The 18,554-nt window shown below is 43.9% G+C and carries 15 protein-coding genes; 10 read left to right on the forward strand and 5 right to left on the reverse strand.

Going from position 1 to position 18,554, the window contains the following annotated elements; genetic code table 11:
- The first annotated feature begins 297 nt into the window (after positions 1–297).
- Positions 298–651: a hypothetical protein gene (locus tag Q0757_RS05650; RefSeq protein WP_298786137.1), complete on the forward strand. Its 354-nt coding sequence runs from the start codon at positions 298–300 to the stop codon at positions 649–651.
- A 276-nt stretch (positions 652–927) separates the two neighbouring features.
- Here Q0757_RS05650 and istB read toward each other — a convergent pair whose 3' ends face one another.
- From istB to Q0757_RS05665, 3 genes are all read right to left on the reverse strand, one after another.
- On the reverse strand, positions 928–1,674 hold the full coding sequence (gene istB / locus Q0757_RS05655) for an IS21-like element helper ATPase IstB (protein ID WP_298785406.1): 747 nt from the start codon (positions 1,672–1,674) through the stop codon (positions 928–930).
- Positions 1,671–3,227 carry an IS21 family transposase gene (istA, locus tag Q0757_RS05660; protein WP_298785407.1) on the reverse strand — a complete coding sequence of 519 codons (1,557 nt, stop codon included), beginning with the start codon at positions 3,225–3,227 and terminating at the stop codon, positions 1,671–1,673. The genes istB and istA overlap by 4 nt, the downstream gene beginning before the upstream one ends.
- 220 nt (positions 3,228–3,447) lie before the next feature.
- On the reverse strand, positions 3,448–4,077 hold the full coding sequence (locus Q0757_RS05665; protein WP_298785408.1) for a bifunctional 2-keto-4-hydroxyglutarate aldolase/2-keto-3-deoxy-6-phosphogluconate aldolase: 630 nt from the start codon (positions 4,075–4,077) through the stop codon (positions 3,448–3,450).
- Positions 4,078–4,324: 247 nt separating this feature from the next.
- Between Q0757_RS05665 and Q0757_RS05670 the strand changes: the two genes are divergently transcribed.
- The 9 genes from Q0757_RS05670 to Q0757_RS05710 all read left to right on the forward strand — a co-directional run bounded on the left by Q0757_RS05670 (position 4,325) and on the right by Q0757_RS05710 (position 14,977).
- Positions 4,325–6,439 (forward strand): BglG family transcription antiterminator, encoded by a 2,115-nt coding sequence (locus Q0757_RS05670; RefSeq protein ID WP_298785409.1) that lies wholly within the window; start codon positions 4,325–4,327, stop codon positions 6,437–6,439.
- A gap of 16 nt (positions 6,440–6,455) precedes the next feature.
- On the forward strand, positions 6,456–6,905 hold the full coding sequence (locus Q0757_RS05675) for a PTS sugar transporter subunit IIA (protein WP_298785410.1): 450 nt from the start codon (positions 6,456–6,458) through the stop codon (positions 6,903–6,905).
- Positions 6,902–7,171, forward strand: a complete 270-nt coding sequence (locus Q0757_RS05680; RefSeq protein WP_298785411.1) for a PTS sugar transporter subunit IIB — start codon at positions 6,902–6,904, stop codon at positions 7,169–7,171. The genes Q0757_RS05675 and Q0757_RS05680 overlap by 4 nt, the downstream gene beginning before the upstream one ends.
- Before the next feature lie 29 nt (positions 7,172–7,200).
- Entirely contained in the window at positions 7,201–8,502 is a 1,302-nt protein-coding gene (locus Q0757_RS05685; protein ID WP_298785412.1) for a PTS ascorbate transporter subunit IIC, read from the forward strand.
- A gap of 41 nt (positions 8,503–8,543) precedes the next feature.
- Positions 8,544–9,536, forward strand: a complete 993-nt coding sequence (locus Q0757_RS05690) for a phosphotriesterase (RefSeq protein ID WP_298785413.1) — start codon at positions 8,544–8,546, stop codon at positions 9,534–9,536.
- A 17-nt stretch (positions 9,537–9,553) separates the two neighbouring features.
- Positions 9,554–10,309, forward strand: coding sequence for a creatininase family protein (locus Q0757_RS05695; RefSeq protein WP_298785415.1), 756 nt, complete (start codon positions 9,554–9,556; stop codon positions 10,307–10,309).
- On the forward strand, positions 10,302–11,030 hold the full coding sequence (locus Q0757_RS05700; RefSeq protein WP_298785416.1) for an SIS domain-containing protein: 729 nt from the start codon (positions 10,302–10,304) through the stop codon (positions 11,028–11,030). The genes Q0757_RS05695 and Q0757_RS05700 overlap by 8 nt, the downstream gene beginning before the upstream one ends.
- A gap of 189 nt (positions 11,031–11,219) precedes the next feature.
- Positions 11,220–13,295 carry an ATP-dependent endonuclease gene (locus Q0757_RS05705; RefSeq protein WP_298785417.1) on the forward strand — a complete coding sequence of 692 codons (2,076 nt, stop codon included), beginning with the start codon at positions 11,220–11,222 and terminating at the stop codon, positions 13,293–13,295.
- Complete coding sequence (locus tag Q0757_RS05710; RefSeq protein ID WP_298785418.1) at positions 13,280–14,977, forward strand: UvrD-helicase domain-containing protein; 1,698 nt, start codon at positions 13,280–13,282, stop codon at positions 14,975–14,977. The genes Q0757_RS05705 and Q0757_RS05710 overlap by 16 nt, the downstream gene beginning before the upstream one ends.
- A gap of 343 nt (positions 14,978–15,320) precedes the next feature.
- Here the strand turns inward: Q0757_RS05710 and Q0757_RS05715 are convergent, their stop codons facing one another.
- Both Q0757_RS05715 and Q0757_RS05720 read right to left on the reverse strand, forming a co-directional pair.
- Entirely contained in the window at positions 15,321–16,451 is a 1,131-nt protein-coding gene (locus tag Q0757_RS05715; RefSeq protein ID WP_298785419.1) for a DUF418 domain-containing protein, read from the reverse strand.
- A 177-nt stretch (positions 16,452–16,628) separates the two neighbouring features.
- Complete coding sequence (locus Q0757_RS05720) at positions 16,629–18,410, reverse strand: alkaline phosphatase (RefSeq protein WP_298785420.1); 1,782 nt, start codon at positions 18,408–18,410, stop codon at positions 16,629–16,631.
- Positions 18,411–18,554 lie beyond the last annotated feature (144 nt).

Consider the following 18,554-nt stretch of genomic DNA (forward strand, 5'->3'; position numbering starts at 1 on the left):
TCGGCTAACTTCATTCTACTAGAAAAGGACTTCCTTTTTTCGTGTTCGCTCGTTTACACAAAATATTTTACGCTCTCAATTTGCGTGTAGGTTTTTTGCTAAGAAAATAATTAATAAAAAATAGTATCATTTTGCAAATTCCTATTCTACAAATTTGAAACATGGAAAGCCCTTACATAGTTGCGGCGGTTGTATTATAGTAACGGTATTCACTAGTGATGAGCAAATACATTTTGCAATTTGAAACAAAGAGGCGGGAGGTGAATCATCATCGTTCTGGATCAGCGCCGGACGGCGATCTTAAATTATGTGCTGCAGGCGGACACGGTTGTGGAAGTGGACCGGTTAACGAAGCAGTTCGGCATCTCACAGCGCACCATCTATTACGACCTTCAGCAGATTGACGACTGGCTCGAGGAAAATAAGCTGACGCGCACCCAGCGAATCTACGGCAGGGGCATCTACCTGGACCCGGAGACGAAGCGAAAGCTGCAGGATGTTACCCACATCGACAATGACTGGGATTACCGGTTTGACCAGTGGGAGCGCATCTACCTGATTGTGCTGCATCTCCTGGTGGCAAGAGCAAACGTACGGACGAACACACTGCTCGACTGGTTTAGCTTGAGCCGCAGAGTCGCTGGAGCCTAAATACATACCAACCTCAAATAGCAACCCGCTCTTAATTAGAGTGTAGGGTTGCTATTTTTTTGTTTTAGTGACTATGGCCAGGAGATAGTTCCGGCTTTGCCGTTTTTTAGAACCATCCTTGCCATCAAATAGATCCACGTCTGCCATGACTAGATCCATATTGCTTCGACGAAGATAAGAAAAGGAAACAGGCAGCAAAAATTTATGCCTGTTTCCTTTTTATGTCTCGATTATATTGCATCAAGCGATGCAACAATGAAGAGAATCTTTTTTTCTTTATTGTTGGGCAATCCCATGTCTTTCCCGCATGGACTGCTCGCCATCAAGGAGAATGGAATAAGAGTCATGGACAATGCGGTCTAAAATCGCATCGGCCAGCGTCCCTTCTCCGATTTTTTCATGCCATCCCCGAGGATCAAATTGAGAACAAAAAATGGTGGAACTGTTTTGATGTCTTGATTCGACGATTTCTAATAGATCCCTGGCTTCGCTGTCTTTCAGCGATGTCAGCAGCCACTCATCCAGGATCAGAAGATCCTGCTTGGTATACTTTTTCATCACCTTGCGGTATGTGCCCTCTCCCCGGGCAATCGCTAATTCATCCAACAGGTCCGGCAGCCTCGTATACTGCACATGGTAAAATTGTTGGCAGGCAGCAATGCCAAAGGCGCATCCCAGGTACGTTTTCCCGTTTCCGGAGGCGCCTTTCAAAATAATATTATGTTTTTCTTCGATATATCGCCCCGTCGCTAAGCGAAGAATCTGCGCTTTATCCAGTTGACGGTCCGGATGGTACTCGATATTTTCGATGGAAGCCTGGGTGTCACGAAATCCAGCATTTTTCATCAATCGGTCCAGCTTATTATTTTGTCGGCGTGTCCATTCCATATCCACTAGCAGGGCGAATCGGTCTTCGAAAGAAAGATCCTGGTAGGAGGGGTGTCGTAACTGGTCCATATAGGTTTCAGCCATGGCGGTCATGCGCATGTCATTGAGTTTGGAAAGGGTGCTTTCGTTGGTCATTTGGTTTTCCTCCCGTAATATTCCGGCCCGCGTGTAAAACCGTAAGGATTCGTCGTTGGTGATTGGGATTCATTTTCTTTGGACATGGCCAGAGGCTGTTTATCGGATCCCGTTTTGAGGACGGTTTGAACACTTTTCAGGGTGGGGCGCGGCGTATACGTTAAAACGCGTTGACACGCATGTTCCACCCGTTCGACCGAGTAGGTGTCCGCCAGTTTGATCAATCCCAGGCACGCCCGCAGGGCCTGCTTTTCCACTTGATAGGAAGAAAGTATACGCTGTACGGTCGTGAAACTGTTTGGCCCCGCTTCGTTTCCCCATTTCAATACGTAATCCGCATCGAACGTCATGTATTTTTTGTGGTCCGCGGGCATATGATCCATGATGGTGATCACTTGGCCCGTCGGGCCTGTCCGTTTCTTGTGAGAAGCAATACGGAAATGGTGATAAAACACTTCTACGATGGTCGATGTTACCCGCACATCGACTTGGTGCTTGACGTAATCATAAGGTACCGAGTAGTACATTTCTTCAATGAAGATATGATAATCGTATTGCACGGTAGCTTTTTTCCAAGTGGCTAATTCGTATTTAGTCGTTGGGAGGGGCCGAAGAGCGAATTGTTCTTCTTCCCGAAAGGCCGTCTCCATGCTTCCTTTCTTTTTTTGAAAGGGTCTGGCATTAAAAGCCGTGCGTTTTTCCTGAATAGCCTCATTGAGCTCCGCCAGGGAAAAGAACGTCTGGTTTCGCAACGAAGCGATAATCCAAGTGGAAATATGTCCCACGGTGCTCTCGGCGCTCGCTTTATCTTTGGGATGCCGAACACGTGCCGGGACCACTGTGGTTTGATAATGTTCCGCCATTTCCTGATAACTCGCATGAATCACGGGCTCGTATCGGGAGGCTTTCGTTACCCCCGTTTTTAGATTATCGGGCACGATGATGCGGGGAGTACCGCCAAAAAACGTAAACGCTCGCATATGAGCCGCGATCCAATCGGAAGCATCCATCGATAAGCAACCTTCTACATACGCGTACTGAGAGCATGGCAGGGCGGCGACAAAAATATACACAGGCATTTCCTCTCCCGTTAGGTGATCGTTCAACGTCATTGTCTGGCCCACCCAGTCGACTTCCAGTATCTCTCCGGGTTTGCGCTTAATGCGCATCGTCGCTTTGGTTTTACGTGCATACGCATGATAGAACCGGCAAAACTGCCGGTAACTATATGGGATTTCATTTTGGGACCGGCAGGTCAGGCAGTATTCATCCCACAACAGAGCAAGGTTGACCCCAGGCTTTGCCAGTTCCTGATGAATCGCTTCGCAGTCGGGCCTTTTTCGAAAATCCGACGAAGCATGTTTTTCTGGAAACAATAGTTCCTGCAGGTCATGGTCCGTCCACGTAGCTTCCAAAGGCCATGACAAGTTCTTCGCCTGCGCCCGTTTCAAGACTTCCCTGATCGTGTTTCTCGATGTTGAACAACTGGATGCGATCCCCCGTTGGCTGACTTCCTGGGCATGAAGTCGAAGTATTTCTCGATACTTAACCATAAAAAACCTCCTATATCAAACGAATGAGCACCGTAGGTGCCTCTTCATTATATAGAAGGTGGGTCTCTCCGTGTCCAAAGCGGATCTAAAACTTGTCTCAGGCGGATCTAAAAGATGACAAAGGTGGAACTAGTTCATGGCTGTAGTCATTTAGTAACCTATTATATATTTACTGCTTTTCTTCAATTAGTATATTAAGTATTAACTGAGATACTTTAATTTACGCCTCCTCGGCCAGCCGTTGAAATTCAGCCGCAAAGCGGGTAACTTCCTCATAATCACCGGTTTTGGCCGGTCCGGTAATTGACCCGCCGGCGCCAATCATGATGGCCCCGGCCTGCAGCCATTCCTGCACGTTATCCAGGTCCACACCGCCGGTTGGCATCAGCTGCAGGTGCGGCAGCGGTCCGCGAAGCGTTTTGATAAAGGAAGGGTCGTACATCTCCCCGGGGAACAGCTTGACCACCTGGGCGCCGTAGGCGAGTGCTTCGGTCGCTTCCCGGACGGTCATGATACCCGGAAGATACGGCACCGCATAGCGGTTGCAGAGCTTCGCAACATCTTTATCGAAGGACGGGCTCACAATAAAGGATGCGCCCCGGATAATCGCCAGCCGGGCCGTTTCGCTGTCGAGCACGGTACCGGCCCCGATAACGGCATCCGGATACTTTTGCACCAGCGTGCGCAGCACCTCGTCGGCATCCGGCACGGTAAAAGTGACTTCGAGTGTTTTAGAGCCGCCTTTCACGCAGGCATCTGCCGTCTTTACAGCCTGATCCGGGCTGTCGCCCCGGATCACTACCGCCACTTTGTTTACCATCATTTGATTCAGAATATGAAATACTCTCATCACGCATCTCCTTTAATATTATTAGTAGTACCAATGTTTTCGCTGTAATTCCTGCCATCCGTAGAAGGCAACTTTTTCAGCAGTAATAAAATAATACGTAAATACAGAACCCCTTTGCAAGTTTATCTGCGAAACAATTCTTTTCACGAAACTATTGAAAGCATTTGGTCTTAAGCTTTATGAAGAAAAAAGCTAAGATTATTATTAACAACCAACTGAAATGTCGCGACGAAAGGAAGGTTGTCTTATGGCGTTGGATCAAAGGAGTTTGGAAATTTTAAGCAATTTGCTGGAAACGGAGGAGCCATTATCCGTTTCTTACCTGGCAGGGACTTTTCAGGTTTCGGAACGAAGCATTTATCTGGACCTGGATAAAATCAGTCACTGGATGAAGGAAAACCATTTTTCTGGCCTGGGCCATCAAAGATCCAGGGGATACTTTATCGAGCCGTTCATGAAAAGGGCTATTGCAGAGAGCGGGATACTGTATCAGCAGGAATACATTTATTCACGCGAGGAAAGAAAATCGGTTATTTACCTTATTTTAATCAGCAGCATAAAGGATAAATGGATGGTAGCTGATTTTCAGGAGCTGTTCCATGTGAGCCGCAACACGGTTTTAGATGATGTCCGTCTGCTTCGGGAAGAGCTGAAAGCGTGGTCGTTGTCGATATCCTTTGATTTGACGGAGGGCTATCGCATCAAAGGCTTGGAAAAGGATAAACGCCGTAAGATCAGTCATTTGCTGCATTATCATTTTACAGAGGAAGGACGTTTTTCCTTTTCATTCTTCTCCAGGCTCGGGGAATCGATGAATTTTTTGCAATATTCTGCTGTAAAGCATATTGAAACAGTTATTCATCAGATTGAAGAGGCTGCAGGGATAGAATACACCGATGACATTATTGAACAGCTGAGTGTACGTTTTGCTTTCTTCCTTCGTCGTTCTAAGCATGGAAAGCATATACAGCTTGACCCGGCCGAACGGGAAGTTATTGTGAATACGCATCTCTACGAAATATCAAAACAGCATTTATGGGCGCTTCCGTTACCAGAAGAAACATCGGCACAGGAAGAGATCATCTACTTTACTGCCCATCTTCTGGGTGCACGCACGAATCGTATTTCTGAATCGATGTGGGGAGAGCTTGGAAGGTCAGAGCTGTTGGCAGCGATTTATTCTTTCATTCGAGAATTCGAAAAATTCGCACTTGTGGAAATCGAAGACAAAAGAGGCCTGGCCAACAATCTTTCAATTCACCTGCAGCCGGCCATCTTCCGGATGCGCTACGGCATACAGATGAAGGATAAAGCCCTGGAAAAAGTAAGAGAAAACTTAAATGATGTATATATTTTAACGAAACAATCCAAGCACGTTTTAGAAACATTCCTGGGACAGGTGATACCGGACGAGGAGACAGCTTACCTGGCTATGCATTTTGGAAGCTGGCTGCAGCAGGAAGGTCTGGCGCCGGTGAAAAAATGGAAAATGCTGATTGTCTGCCACAGCGGCATCGGCACTTCTAGGCTGCTGGAGAGTCAGCTGCGTGACCTGCTTTCGGATATCGAAATTATAGATACGGTATCATTGCGGCAGTACCATGACATGGATATCAGCGACGTTGACTACATTGTCTCTACAATATCGATCCCGGAGCGGGAAATTCCGGTCATTCATGTACCGATAGTTTTTAGCGAAAGGGATAAAGAAATATTGCTCAACCAGATTAACGGACGCTGGAAGCAGAAAAGCTTCAGCCGGGAGCAGCAGATGAAGCAGCTGATGAAAATCATTGGCAGGTATGCAAAGATTCAGGATGCTAAAGGCCTGACAGGTGAATTACAGGGATGGATGCAGCCCGAATTAGTGAGGGTGGCAAATACAAACAAGCAGATTTCTTCATTAGAACATGTTTTGCCGGCGGGCCATATACGTATGCTTCCTTCAGTAGGTTCATGGCAGGAGGCTGTCGAAGAAGCGTCCGCTCCGCTTTTAGAAAATAATATTATCAGCAGAGAGTATGTCACGGCCATGCGTCAGAATTTACTGGAGCAGGGGCCCTATGTAGTAATCGCGCCCGAAATTGCCATGCCGCATGCAAGTTCAGATGCAGGTGTCCATCAGCTGGGCTTTAGCCTCTTATTGCTTGAAAATCCGGTAGACATGATTGGCAAATCAGTAAAACTTCTTATTGTGGTAGCTTCTCCGGATGACCATAGCCATTTAAGAGCACTGGCAGAGCTGAATCAATTACTCTATGATGCCGGGAAACGCGAAGCGTTACTCCATGTCAGGGACCAGGAATCTTTAGTCAGTATAATTCATCCTGTAGAGCAGGACTCAGCCTCTTCCATATATTAATAAATTAGGTGATAGAATGAAATTTTTACCAGAAGAAATGATAAATGTACAGCATCCTGTGTCTTCACCAGAAGAGGCCATTAGGGCAGCTGGGGATTTGTTGGAAAAGGAAAAAACAATAAGTTCTTCATATAAGCAGGCAATGGTGGAGGCCTATATTTCCCAGGGGGCGTACTTTGTATTGGCGCCTGGCGTTGCTGTCCCTCATGCAAGGCCGCAGGACGGGGCTTTAGAGTCCGCTATCTCCTTTGTACAGCTGGAAGAGCCTGTTGTATTTGGTCATTCGACAAATGATCCTGTCACATTGATATTTGGGCTAAGTGCAGCATCGAATGATGAGCATCTTCATATTTTGCAGAAATTAACGATGCTTTTAAACGACCCATCAACGATAGAACAGATGAAGGAAGCCCGGAACGTACAGGATATTACAAAAATTATTCAAAGGAGCGGGATGAAGAAATGAAAATTTTAACTGTATGTGGTTTAGGACAAGGTACAAGCCTGATTTTGAAAATGAATGTTGAAACCGCCCTGGAACAGAAAAATATTGATGCTGATGTAGAGCATATGGATGTATCGTCTGCATCCGGCGTACAGGCAGATTATATTATTACCAACCAGGAATTAGCCCCCAACTTAGAAGGACATAAAGCAAAGCTGATAATTGTGCAGAACTATTTTGATCCTAAAGAGATCAGCCAGGCAATTGATGAGCAGATGGAAGTTTAATTTAGAGTGAACGCATAGGGGGATTAAGCATGGAATTTGTGTTTTGGTTAGCAGACAATTTCTTTGGTACGCCAGCTATACTTATTGGGTTAATTGTATTAATCGGATTGCTTCTGCAAAAAAAGAGAGCCAATCAGGTTATCACTGGGACGTTCAAAGCGATCATCGGCTTTCTGATCATCACAGCCGGTGCGGGTATAATTACAGGCTCACTCGAAGTATTCGAGCCGTTATGGGCAGAAGTGTTTGGTTTAGATTACGCTTCCATCTCCAACTACATGGGGCAGGAAACGTTTAATGCAGAGTTTGGCAGCGTAGTTACACTTTCGATGACGTTCGGCTTTTTGATCAACGTATTGCTCGCACGATTTACACCGTTAAAATATATTTATTTAACCGGACATATGATGTTTTGGACCTCGACGATATTTGCCGGAATCATTGTTCATGCATCTGGCGGAAATGCGAATATGCTCGGCATGGTGGCATTTTTATCTATCGTTCTTGGGATTTATTGGACAGTGCAGCCGGCTATTGTTCAGCCTTTCATGAGAAAGATTATGGGTAATAATGAAGTAGCTCTTGGGCATACAAGCGCTTCTGTGGGGCTATTATCTGCCCTTGCTGGAAAGCTGGTCGGTAAGAATTCACAAAATACGGAAGACGTTAAATTGCCGAAAGGGCTTGAGTTTTTAAGGGATTCCAACGTTATTACAGCGCTTACCATGGCCCTTCTGTTTGTATCTGGTGCTATTATCATTACTCTCCGGAACAGCCCGGGTTCGGAAGAACTGGAGGCGATGGCTGGAAGTCAGAGCTTTATCGTTTACGCCCTTATTCAGTCATTTACGTTCGCAGCCGGTATTGCTGTCGTTCTGACGGGGGTCAGAATGTTTATCGGGGAAATCGTACCCGCGTTCCGTGGTATAGCGACCAAAATCGTACCTGGAGCAAAGCCGGCCCTGGACAACCCGATTGTCTTTCCTTCCGCACCGAACGCAGTGATCGTAGGATTTATTGGAGCCTTTTTGGGAGCCCTCGTCTGGTTGGCGGTTCTCGGTAACACCGTGAGTTATATATTTGTTCCAACAATGATCGTTTTATTTTTCCACGGCGCGACAGCAGGGGTATTTGGCAACATTACCGGAGGCATCAGAGGAGCATTTATGGGCGGACTTATAACGGCTACTGTTGTGGCCTGGGGCCAGTTCGTTATGGTGCGTATGCTGCTGCCGACTACCGTTCCGGATACAGCAATGTGGGCTGCAGATTCTGATATGTTCATCCTTGGACCGATCGTGTACTGGCTTGCTCATTTATTCTTTGGATAATAATGCTGGTATAGTCTACTAAACAGGAAGGTGAAAGAATAATGCCGTTCGTTCGAACGCTTCACGGAGATATATCTCCAGAGGAAATGAAAATTACTTATGCACATGAGCATATTGTCTGCCGGCCGCCCTATTGGGTGGAGAAAAAGGAATCAGATTTGCTGTTGGATGATAAAGAAAAATCACTGTTGGATGTACAGGATTTCGTAGACCTTGGCGGCAAAACCATTGTTGATGCCACCGCTGTGGATTATGGCAGAGACGTTGCGGCTGTCGCAGACATTGCTGAACGTCTTTCCATGCACATTATAGGCACCGCCGGGTTTAATAAAAGCTTTCTATGGGATGCGGCTATTCCCGGCCATCTTCAGAAGAAGCTGGGCGAATTTAGAAGCTACGGTGATTGGATCGAGCATACCTCTATCCAGGGGCTCACAAACCATGTAATAGCAGAGGTGGAACAGGGGCTGGAAGACACCAGCCACCGGGCAGGGCAGGTGAAATTCGGTACCGGCTACAACCGTATTACGCCGCTGGAGGAGAAAACGATCCGTGCAGTAGCGCGGGCTCATCATGAAACGGGGGCGCCTGTACATTCCCATACTGAAGTAGGCACGATGGCTTTAGAGCAAATTGAGCTGCTGAAAAAAGAAGACGTTCCTCTGGACAGAGTGAGCTTTGGCCATATGGATCGGAACCCTGATCCTTATTACCACGAGCAGGTAGCGAAGACAGGCGCTTTCCTGAGCTTTGATGGCATTGGGAAAATCAAATATGCGCCAGAGAGCACGAGGCTGCATTGTATTTTTAAGCTAGTGGAAAAAGGATATGCTTCTCAAATTCTGATTAGCGGGGATACAGCGAGGAAGTCCTATTACAGACACTACGATTACGGCCCGGGCCTGGCCTATATTTTAGAAAGCTGGGTGCCTCGTTTTATCGATGAGGCAGACCAGCTCGGTCTGGATGGCGAAAATTTAATTCATCAGTTTTTCGTCGAAAATCCAGCCAAGTGCATGACTTTTCACCGGTAATTAGGAGGAAACCAACTATGGAAATTGCATTTGCACGGTCTACAGAAATAAAAGAAAAGATTGAAGAACGCCCGGCAGCTGTATTACCGGTAGGGGCAGTAGAAGCCCACGGGGCCCATCTGCCGCTTGGCACAGATAATATATTGGCAGAACGGCTGACCAAACGGCTCGCTGAGGAAACACAAAGCTTTCAGCTGCCACTTTTACCGTACGGTCAGGTGTGGAGCCTGAAGCAGTTCCCCGGATCCATTAGCATCACAAACGATGTGCTGATAAATACGATTGTTTCGATTGGTGAAAGTCTTTACCAGCAAGGGTTCTGTATTTTTGCCATCGTAAACGGGCACCTGGGAAATCAGACAGCTTTAAAAGAAGCGGCGAGAGTGTTATATGACCGTTTTCCGGATCTTCGGGTTTTTTACTTCTTTTATCCAGGACTTAATCAGAAGCGAAAGGAAGTAGAAGAATCGGCGGTGCATCACTCTTATTTTCACGCCTGTGAAATTGAAACATCCATGATGCGGTACGTGGCGCCTGAGTACGTTGATATGAGCCGGGCCATCGACGATCCTCCCCAAATTCCGATCGAAGCAGATTTTACACCGACCCCCTGGGAGGTATTCACCGAAACGGCAGTTCTGGGTGAAGCGACAAAAGCAACGGCTGAAAAAGGAGAAATCATTATTGAACACGCTTTGCAGCAAATGAAATTGATGATGGACCGTGCCTATGAGGAATGCAGGAAAATAGGAAGGGAGAAAAAAAATGATTGAAACGTATTTTAATCGCATCCATCAACAGCTCGAGCAGGTACAAAAGTCGCAAACCGAGCCGATGACTCAGGCAGCTGCCCATATGGCTAAATCACTCCAGCAAGGGGGGATTATTCAATTATTTGGGTGCGGACACTCCCATTTACTGACGCTCGATGTGTATTACCGTGCAGGAGGAATGGTGCCTGTTCAGCCTATCCTCCATGAGCCATTAATGCTTCATGAAGGTGCTCTGCGTTCCTCCGAACTGGAAAGAAAAAATCACTATGCAGAAACGTTTATGAAAGAACAAACGATCAAACCGGAAGATACAGTGATTGTCATTTCTACTTCTGGAAGAAATCCTGTGCCAGTAGACGTTGCTTTGGAAGCAAAAAAAGCTGAAGCCACAGTAGTCGTAATTACATCAATCGCCTATTCAAGCAGTCAGCCATCCCGGCATGAACAGGGATATAGGCTGGCTGATGTGGCTGATGTTGTAATCGACAACGCCGCTCCCCCGGGAGACGCTCTGCTGGAACTGGAGGAGGTGGAGGTGCCGTTTGGTCCCAGCTCCACTGCGGTAGGAGCTACTATTCTCCAAGCTGTGATGGCTCAGACGGTCCAGGAGCTTACCAGCTTAGGCATTGATCCACCTGTATTTCTTAGTGGGAATATTGACGGTGCAGATGAGCGAAACAAACGGTTGATTGAATCCTATAAGGATCGTATAAAATTATAAGCTCGTATGAAAAACAAGGTTTTTATACGGGAGCCCTGATGCGAAACAGCATCAGGGCTTTTCAATGCCTGAATTTAATTAAACCGTGATACAAAATTTGTTAGCAAAAATTTTAAATTTTTGCTAACATTTACTTTTAAGGGAATCATAAAATAAAAATTAATAAAATGATGAACGGAGCTAGCAAAAATGTATATATCCAAATTAATCATAGAAAATTTCAGAACATTCAATAAAAAAACAGAAATAGAATTTCATGAAGGTACGAATGTAATAATTGGTCAAAATAACTCGGGAAAAACTAGCGTTATTAAAGCTTTGCAAATCTTATTCGATACCAACAAGAGTAATAAAATGACTATTGACGATTTTAATAGAAATATTAATATCGAAGACTTTAAAGAGATTCCTCCAAAAATAACAATTTCAGCTGAATTAAAAGAATCTGACAATGAAGAAGAATTTTCAGAAGAGCTGGCTACTATTTCTACATGGCTTACTAAATTAGAAAAACCATATAAAGCTCAGATTACTTATGAATTTTTTCTGCCTGAAAAAGAACTAGAATCGTATAAACAAGGTATTAAAAATTTAAATACTGATGAATATGATAAATTTTGGGAGCAACTTCAAAACAACTATTTGAAAAAATATGTTCAAAAAACATACGTGGGAGATTCTAAAAATAAGAACCAAGTTGATTCAGAAAGTATTAACAAATTTGATTTTCAATTCTTGACTGCTATAAGAGATGTTGAACGAGATTTGTTTACTGGAAAAAACGCATTATTAAAAGAAGTGATAGATTTCTTTATGGATTATGATATAAAAGCAGATCAAAGTTTAAGTAAAGAAGAACAAATTAATTTAATCTCGAAGAAAAAAAATCATTTTTCTCAAGAAGCTCAAAAACTTATTGAGTCTTTACAGGAAAGAATGCAGGTTGGAAAAGAACATATGCTCAAGTATGCAGAGGATACAGGAGCCAGCTTTGGTGGAGCAAAACCTTCGTTTGACGGAAAAATGTTAGATACAGAATTATATTCTACGTTAAAACTGGTCGTAGAAAATGAAACAGGGGTCAAATTACCAGCGATACATAACGGTCTTGGGTACAACAATTTGATATACATATCTTTATTATTAGCGAAAATGCAAAAAGATTCTTCGGGGGATTATTTAGGTTCAAATGCAAAAGTCTATTCTATTTTAGCTATTGAAGAACCAGAAGCTCATTTACATCCAAATATGCAAAAAAAATTCTTGAAATTTTTACAAGGCAACCAGAATTCTAACGTTAAACAAATTTTTGTTACTTCACACTCCCCGAATATTACTTCGGCTGTTGAATTAGATGATTTAATTGTTTTACAAAAAATTGATGGGAATATCCAAGCAGCTTATCCTGGAAAAGTATTCAATGAAGAATGTGAAGAAGATATAAAATCTAAAAATTTTATTAAGCGATTTATTGACGTAACTAGGGCCGATATTTTTTTCGCGCAGAACCTTATACTAGTAGAAGGGCTAGCCGAACAGCTGGTAATACCAGCATTCTCAGAAAAAATGAATGTTGACTTAGAAGGAAGCCACACTTCAATTATCAATATTGGAGGTAGGTATTTTGATCATTTTTTAAAATTATTTGATGAGGTTAAAAGTTCTTACGCTATTAACAAAAAAGTTGCGTGTATAACTGATACTGACCCAGTTCGCAAAGCCAAAACAAAGTATTCAAGGTGGAAAAGGTGTTCGCCACTATTTCTCGATATTGAACCGGAAAAGTATGAGTACAAAAAATGTTCAAATAATTTACTATTTGGTAAAAAAAGATTTAAAGAAGAGAAAATTAAGATATTCAATCAAGAAATCGGAGAAAGTTCGACTTTTGAGTACGATTTAGTTTTGCATAATGTAAATTCAGAAAGTTTACTAGTAGAATCTCTATCTAATAAAAATGAAATCAAAGCACTAATGGAAGCTTATGATGAAAATGTCACTTTTGAAGAAATGGTAAATCTAATCGAAAATAAAGAAATTAAACAAGAGATAGAAAAAATTAAAAATGGATCGAAGGAAGAAAATATATTTATAGAAGATGATAAATTAAAAAGAAATTTAATTGCGGATAGATATTTGAGTTCTATTAGTAAGGGAGAAGCTGCGCAAGAAATAACTTACGTGATATCTTCTGAGAGAATAGAGAAGCAAGATATAGTTATACCAAAATATATTGAAGAGGCGATCGAATGGATTTATCAATAGCCATTAAATTGAAAGACAGTGATAGTTATGTACAAATAGATAATCATAGCAAGCTATATGCAGGTCCTGGGGCCGGAAAAACAAGATTTGTTGTTAACCATACTAATAGAATATTAAATAACTCTAAAAGGCTAACTAATATAAAAAAAATTGCTTGTATCACCTATACAAACATCGGAGTGGAATCTATTAGAAGCCGCTTGAAGCAATCGGAGAATAATGTAGAAGTAAGTACTATTCATAGTTTTCTTTATAAGTACGTGGTGAAGCCATATATCCATTTCCTAAAAGAAGATCATTTTCCAAGCGAAAAGCTTGATGGACATGACGATATTTATTTAACACATGGTATGCTTGAAGATTTCCTGAAAAGTTCTCAACAGCTTCATCTTCGTCAAAACAAAAAAGATTTGGCAAATTCGTTAAACAAGCTTATTTGGAAATTCAATAATGGAGAATTGGAACTTGGTTACAACAAAGCATACCAAGGCAAGGTTGGCTCTACATATCATATAAGAAAAGATTCGTATTATTTATACAAGAAAATTTGCTGGGAAAAAGGCTTAATGGGACATGAAGATGTTCTGTATTTTGCCTATCGCTTATTATATGAAAATGAAGGGGTTCGAAGAATCATAAGAGCTAAATTTCCATATATTATTTTAGATGAATTTCAAGATACTAGTCCTTTGCAGGCTGAAATAGTAAAGATTTTAAGCGAAAAGGAAACTATTTTTACAATAGTGGGGGATCCTTGCCAGGCGATTTTTTCCTTTCAAGGTACAGATGAAAATCTTTTTAGTAAATTTACTTTAAACAATATGCATGTATATTATTTAAATATTAACCGAAGAAGTACTGAAGAAATAATAAATGTATTAAATCATGTGAGAAAACCAAGTGAACTTTATCAAGAAAACCCTGAAAAATTCACTGGGGAAAAACCCACACTTTTAATAGGCGAACAGTCTAAAGCGCATCAAATTGTTAAAAATCAAGTAGATGAGAATAACGTCTTTATTTTAACTTATAGAAACGATGAAAAAGATATTATTGAATACGGCTTTGAACTATCTGACGATAAGGAATTTGATTTGAAGTATGATGATGGCAATAGAGGATGGATGATATATTTTATTATATCTGCAATAGAGTTTGCTAAAAAATCTGAATTTACAGAAGCAATTAAAATGATGAATAAAGCGTACAAAAACAAAAACCAACTGACTGAGAAAGAAATTTTAGTTAACTTAAAACGATTTTTAAATAACTATGACGCCTACTATAATGAAAGCCTTAAAGACTTCTATAATAATTTTATTTTCGATCATTATGGAATAAAGCAGCGGATAACAAGCGGAAAAATCAAAGATAAATATGAAGAGGTTCTTTTTAAAGAAGTAGCCGCAAAAGTTAATGTTACTAATCACGCAAGTAATTATAAAACTATTCATGGTTCAAAAGGAGATGAATTCGATAATGTTTTTTTAACTATCCCAAGCAAATCGGCTAGTAACAATTTGGATTTTTTATTAAGTCCTGACATGAAAAAAGAAGAACATAGGGTGTACTATGTAGCGTTAAGTCGTGCTATTAAAAAACTATATATTCATGTAGAAGACCTTAATGAAAAATTGGTACCAAAGATAGAAAAGATAGGGATAAAAATTGAAAGAATATGATTTATTCTAATAACTATATCTATTGGGGGAGTTATATGAATAGATATTTTAAATTATTAGCTATACGTGAAAAAATAGAATAAATTATTTAAACACGTGATACAAGCTAAGATAACCAACCCATAGTAATATTTTTCAAATGCTATTGTGCCACAGCATATACACAAGATTATAATAACAATAGCCGATGGGGCGCCTATAGGCTTTAATAGTATAGCTTTAGCAGCATAAACCAATATTAGGCTTATGCTGCTTTTTTTAATGATCATATACAGGTTAATTTATTCCACTTTTATACACGCATCTAAAGCCTTGTAAATATTACAGCCGCTTGCTAGTTTATTTACGACCGCTTACGAATCATCGGCACCCATTTCATGTGCGTCCCGATCCGCCATACCCACTCCAGCGGGCCGTAGTAAAAGTATTTCAGCCACAGCGGGCTGGCGAGCAGCTGGGTCACAAACACGAGCAGGCCGATGAACAGTGCGAACACGTAGCCCGGCGGATCCCAAATCCCCATGCCGTTAAAAAACGTCCGTCCGCTCTCGCGGAACAGGCTTACGAAAATGACCGACTGCAGCAGGTAATGGGTAAAGGTCAATTTCCCGACGGCGGTAAACGGGGTGAGAAAGAGGCTGATGCTTTTGCGGCTCGTGCCAGCCAAAAGCAGGCCGAGGCCCAGCCCTAAGCTCACCAAAAATGCGTACACATCGTCGAGATGAGCGACCAGCGGGCTGGCGGCTCCAGTATACAGAGCGGCTTTTCCAAGAAGTCCGACAAGGAGAAAGAGGACGGCGAGCCGCCATTTACGGGCGCGATCGTCCAGGGCTCTTGAAAAGATGCCGCTGCGATAGGCGTACATCCCAAAAAAGAAATAGCCAAAGTGATCGATCATCGTCGACCATTCAATCAGCAGGTATTCCACGCCGGTCGGATAGTTTTGATTCGGCGGCAGGGCATCCTTCATCCACCGCTCCGGATTCATCTGGAAAGAGGTATAGCCATCCAGCAGGTCGATCCCAGTGGAATAGCCGAGCCAGAACAAAAACGCCAGTCCGAGAAGCCAATTGGCTGGAAGCCGGAGACACGTAAGCAGCACGAGTCCTGCGGAAGCGTACATAAGTAAAATATCGCCCGCCCATACAAAGAAGCCGTGAAGACCCCCGACGAAAAACAGGATCACAAGCCGCCGGATGAGGGTCGGATAGGGATTTGTACCCTTTGTATGCAGCCGGCTGTAAATCAGCACGAGGCTGATGCCAAACATCATCGCAAACAGCGGCCGGGCGCTGTCCTCGAATACGATGGCGACGGCCGTATGAATAGCGGTGCCCAGCCAGGTAGGATTGGCCGGGTTCACCAATGCGAGGCCGAAGATATTCACGATAAAAATCGCAAACAAGGCGAAGCCGCGTATTTGATCAAGTATGTCGATGCGCGGGCCCTGAGCGCCGCCCTGGGGAATTGCCATACGAAAACCTACTTTCTGCAAAGGGAACTTGTTCTGGGGTGTTGATCTAAGATGGGGCAAAGAACCCTCATAGAGGATATACGAAACTCAGGCAGAAAATAAAGGGCCGGAAGTCGGGCAGGCTTTATTCACTCCAGGCGGCCTTGGGTATCTCATCCGCAGAACCGGGCCCTTTGCTTAACCGAAAAGGCTGTTTTTCTCCTTCACGTTAATGGCTGCTTCTCCGTTTGGAATCTCGCATTGGAGCAGCACGGATTTAGGCGCCTGCTTTTCTTCGATGCTGTCCACCGCGCAGGCTGTCCAGACTGCCTTGGATTTCGAGAGCTCCAAAAGGGCATAGCCGTGCGAGGTGCTGTCAAATAGCTCAATCCAGGGATTTTCAATTTTGATGGCATTCTGCAGCTCTTTAAACAAAAACTCTGTGGGAATGATGCGTTCACTTAACGCGTCCGGCAGAAAGGTGCGAAAGATTTCGAGCGTCGCGTTTTGAGGCAGGGGGCTCGTGTGATCGAACAGGTTATTCAGGTTTTTCTGCACCATTTCATTCAGATTGCTCGACGTCACAGACCCCACCATCAGCTCCACTCCGTATTTATGACCATCCCGGCTGTAATCCTCCTGCAGGTAAGAGGCTTCAAAGGAATGAAAATCGCCCGTTAACGCAAGGAAATTCTGAACGCCTTCATTGATGACTGTCTGGGCGATGGTCTGCCGTTCGTGTGCAAACCCGTCCCAGGCATCAAGATTAATGTACCTGCCCAAAAATTTCAGCTGGGTGATTTGCACCTGGTTGGCCCAAATGTTCCATAAGCTGCTGGAATTTTTCAATTCACCGAGAAACCAATCCTTCTGATCCCTGCCGAGCATGGATCGGTCGGGGCTGTGGATGTTTTCGCAGCCATCGGTGAAATAACGCTCCAGCTCCTGTTCGCCGCAGGGATGAGCATCCCGGTAGGCACGCTCGTCTGTAATGTACAGCGTGGCAAGGTCGCCAATAGTCATCGACCGATACAGCTTCAGGGCATTACTGGATGACGATGGGGAAGGGACATACACTCTCGAAGGCATGTATTCCAGCCAGGCGCTGTTTGCCGAATGGCGCCGCTCGGGATTGGGCTCCAGGCTGTCATCCGGAGCGACCGCCGGGGCGTAGGTATCATTGGCAAATTCATGATCGTCCCAGGTGGCCACCATGGCATGGTTTTCGTGCAGCTTTTGCAGATCGGGGTCTGTGCGGTACACACTGTACAGATGGCGGTAATCCTCCAGGGTAAAGGCTTTGTCTTCACCGCTTGGAAGGGTAATCTGTCTTGCTTCCATGCCGGTTTGGTACGAAGCGTCCCCGGCGGCTTCATACACGTAATCTCCGAGATGCAAAAAGAAATCCAGCTGCTCGTCCGCCAGGTGGGAGAGTGCATTGAAATAGCCGCTCGTGTAATCCTGGCAGGACACGTAGCCGATGGTGGCGGTGGAGCAATTACTGCCTTCCGGCGGAAGCGTTCGGCATCTGCCGGCTCTGCTCACCAGACCGCTCCTTGTGATGAAACGGTAATAGTAAGTTTCATTAGGGTGCAGCAGTCCATCCAGGTCAATGCGGACCACGTTGTCATGGTCCTTCCATAGCGGGCAAAAACCGCTCAATTCCACGAAAGAAAAATCCGGATGGGTGCTCACCTGAAACATAACAGTCTGTGGCTGGTTTTCTCCAACGATTTCGGTATCAGAGGCACCCGCCTCTAACGAAGGATCCACTCTGGTCCAAAGCATCATTCCTGACGACGTGGGGTCGCCGGAAGCGACCGATTGGGGAAATCCTTTTCCCGCCGGCTGAGTCGCAGAATACGCTTCGGTATCCATATCGGTTGAACCATCCACCAGCTTAAAGGCTGAGCCGGTAAGAAAGCACTCAGGGAACGGAGTCCTGTTTTCATCGCCCATGGCTGAATCATTAAAATACACTATCGTGCCTCCTTGATTGTTTCGTTTCTGTTGGCGGTTTTGGATTGATGAAAAATTGCCTTTCTTTTTATCATTAACAGAAATCAGTGTGGTAAAACCTGAAGGGCGGTGAAATCAGGCATAAATGAAAGAGCCGGAAGCCCG

Origin of the sequence: uncultured Marinococcus sp., assembly GCF_947493875.1 — a bacterium.
GTDB lineage: Bacteria > Bacillota > Bacilli > Bacillales > Marinococcaceae > Marinococcus.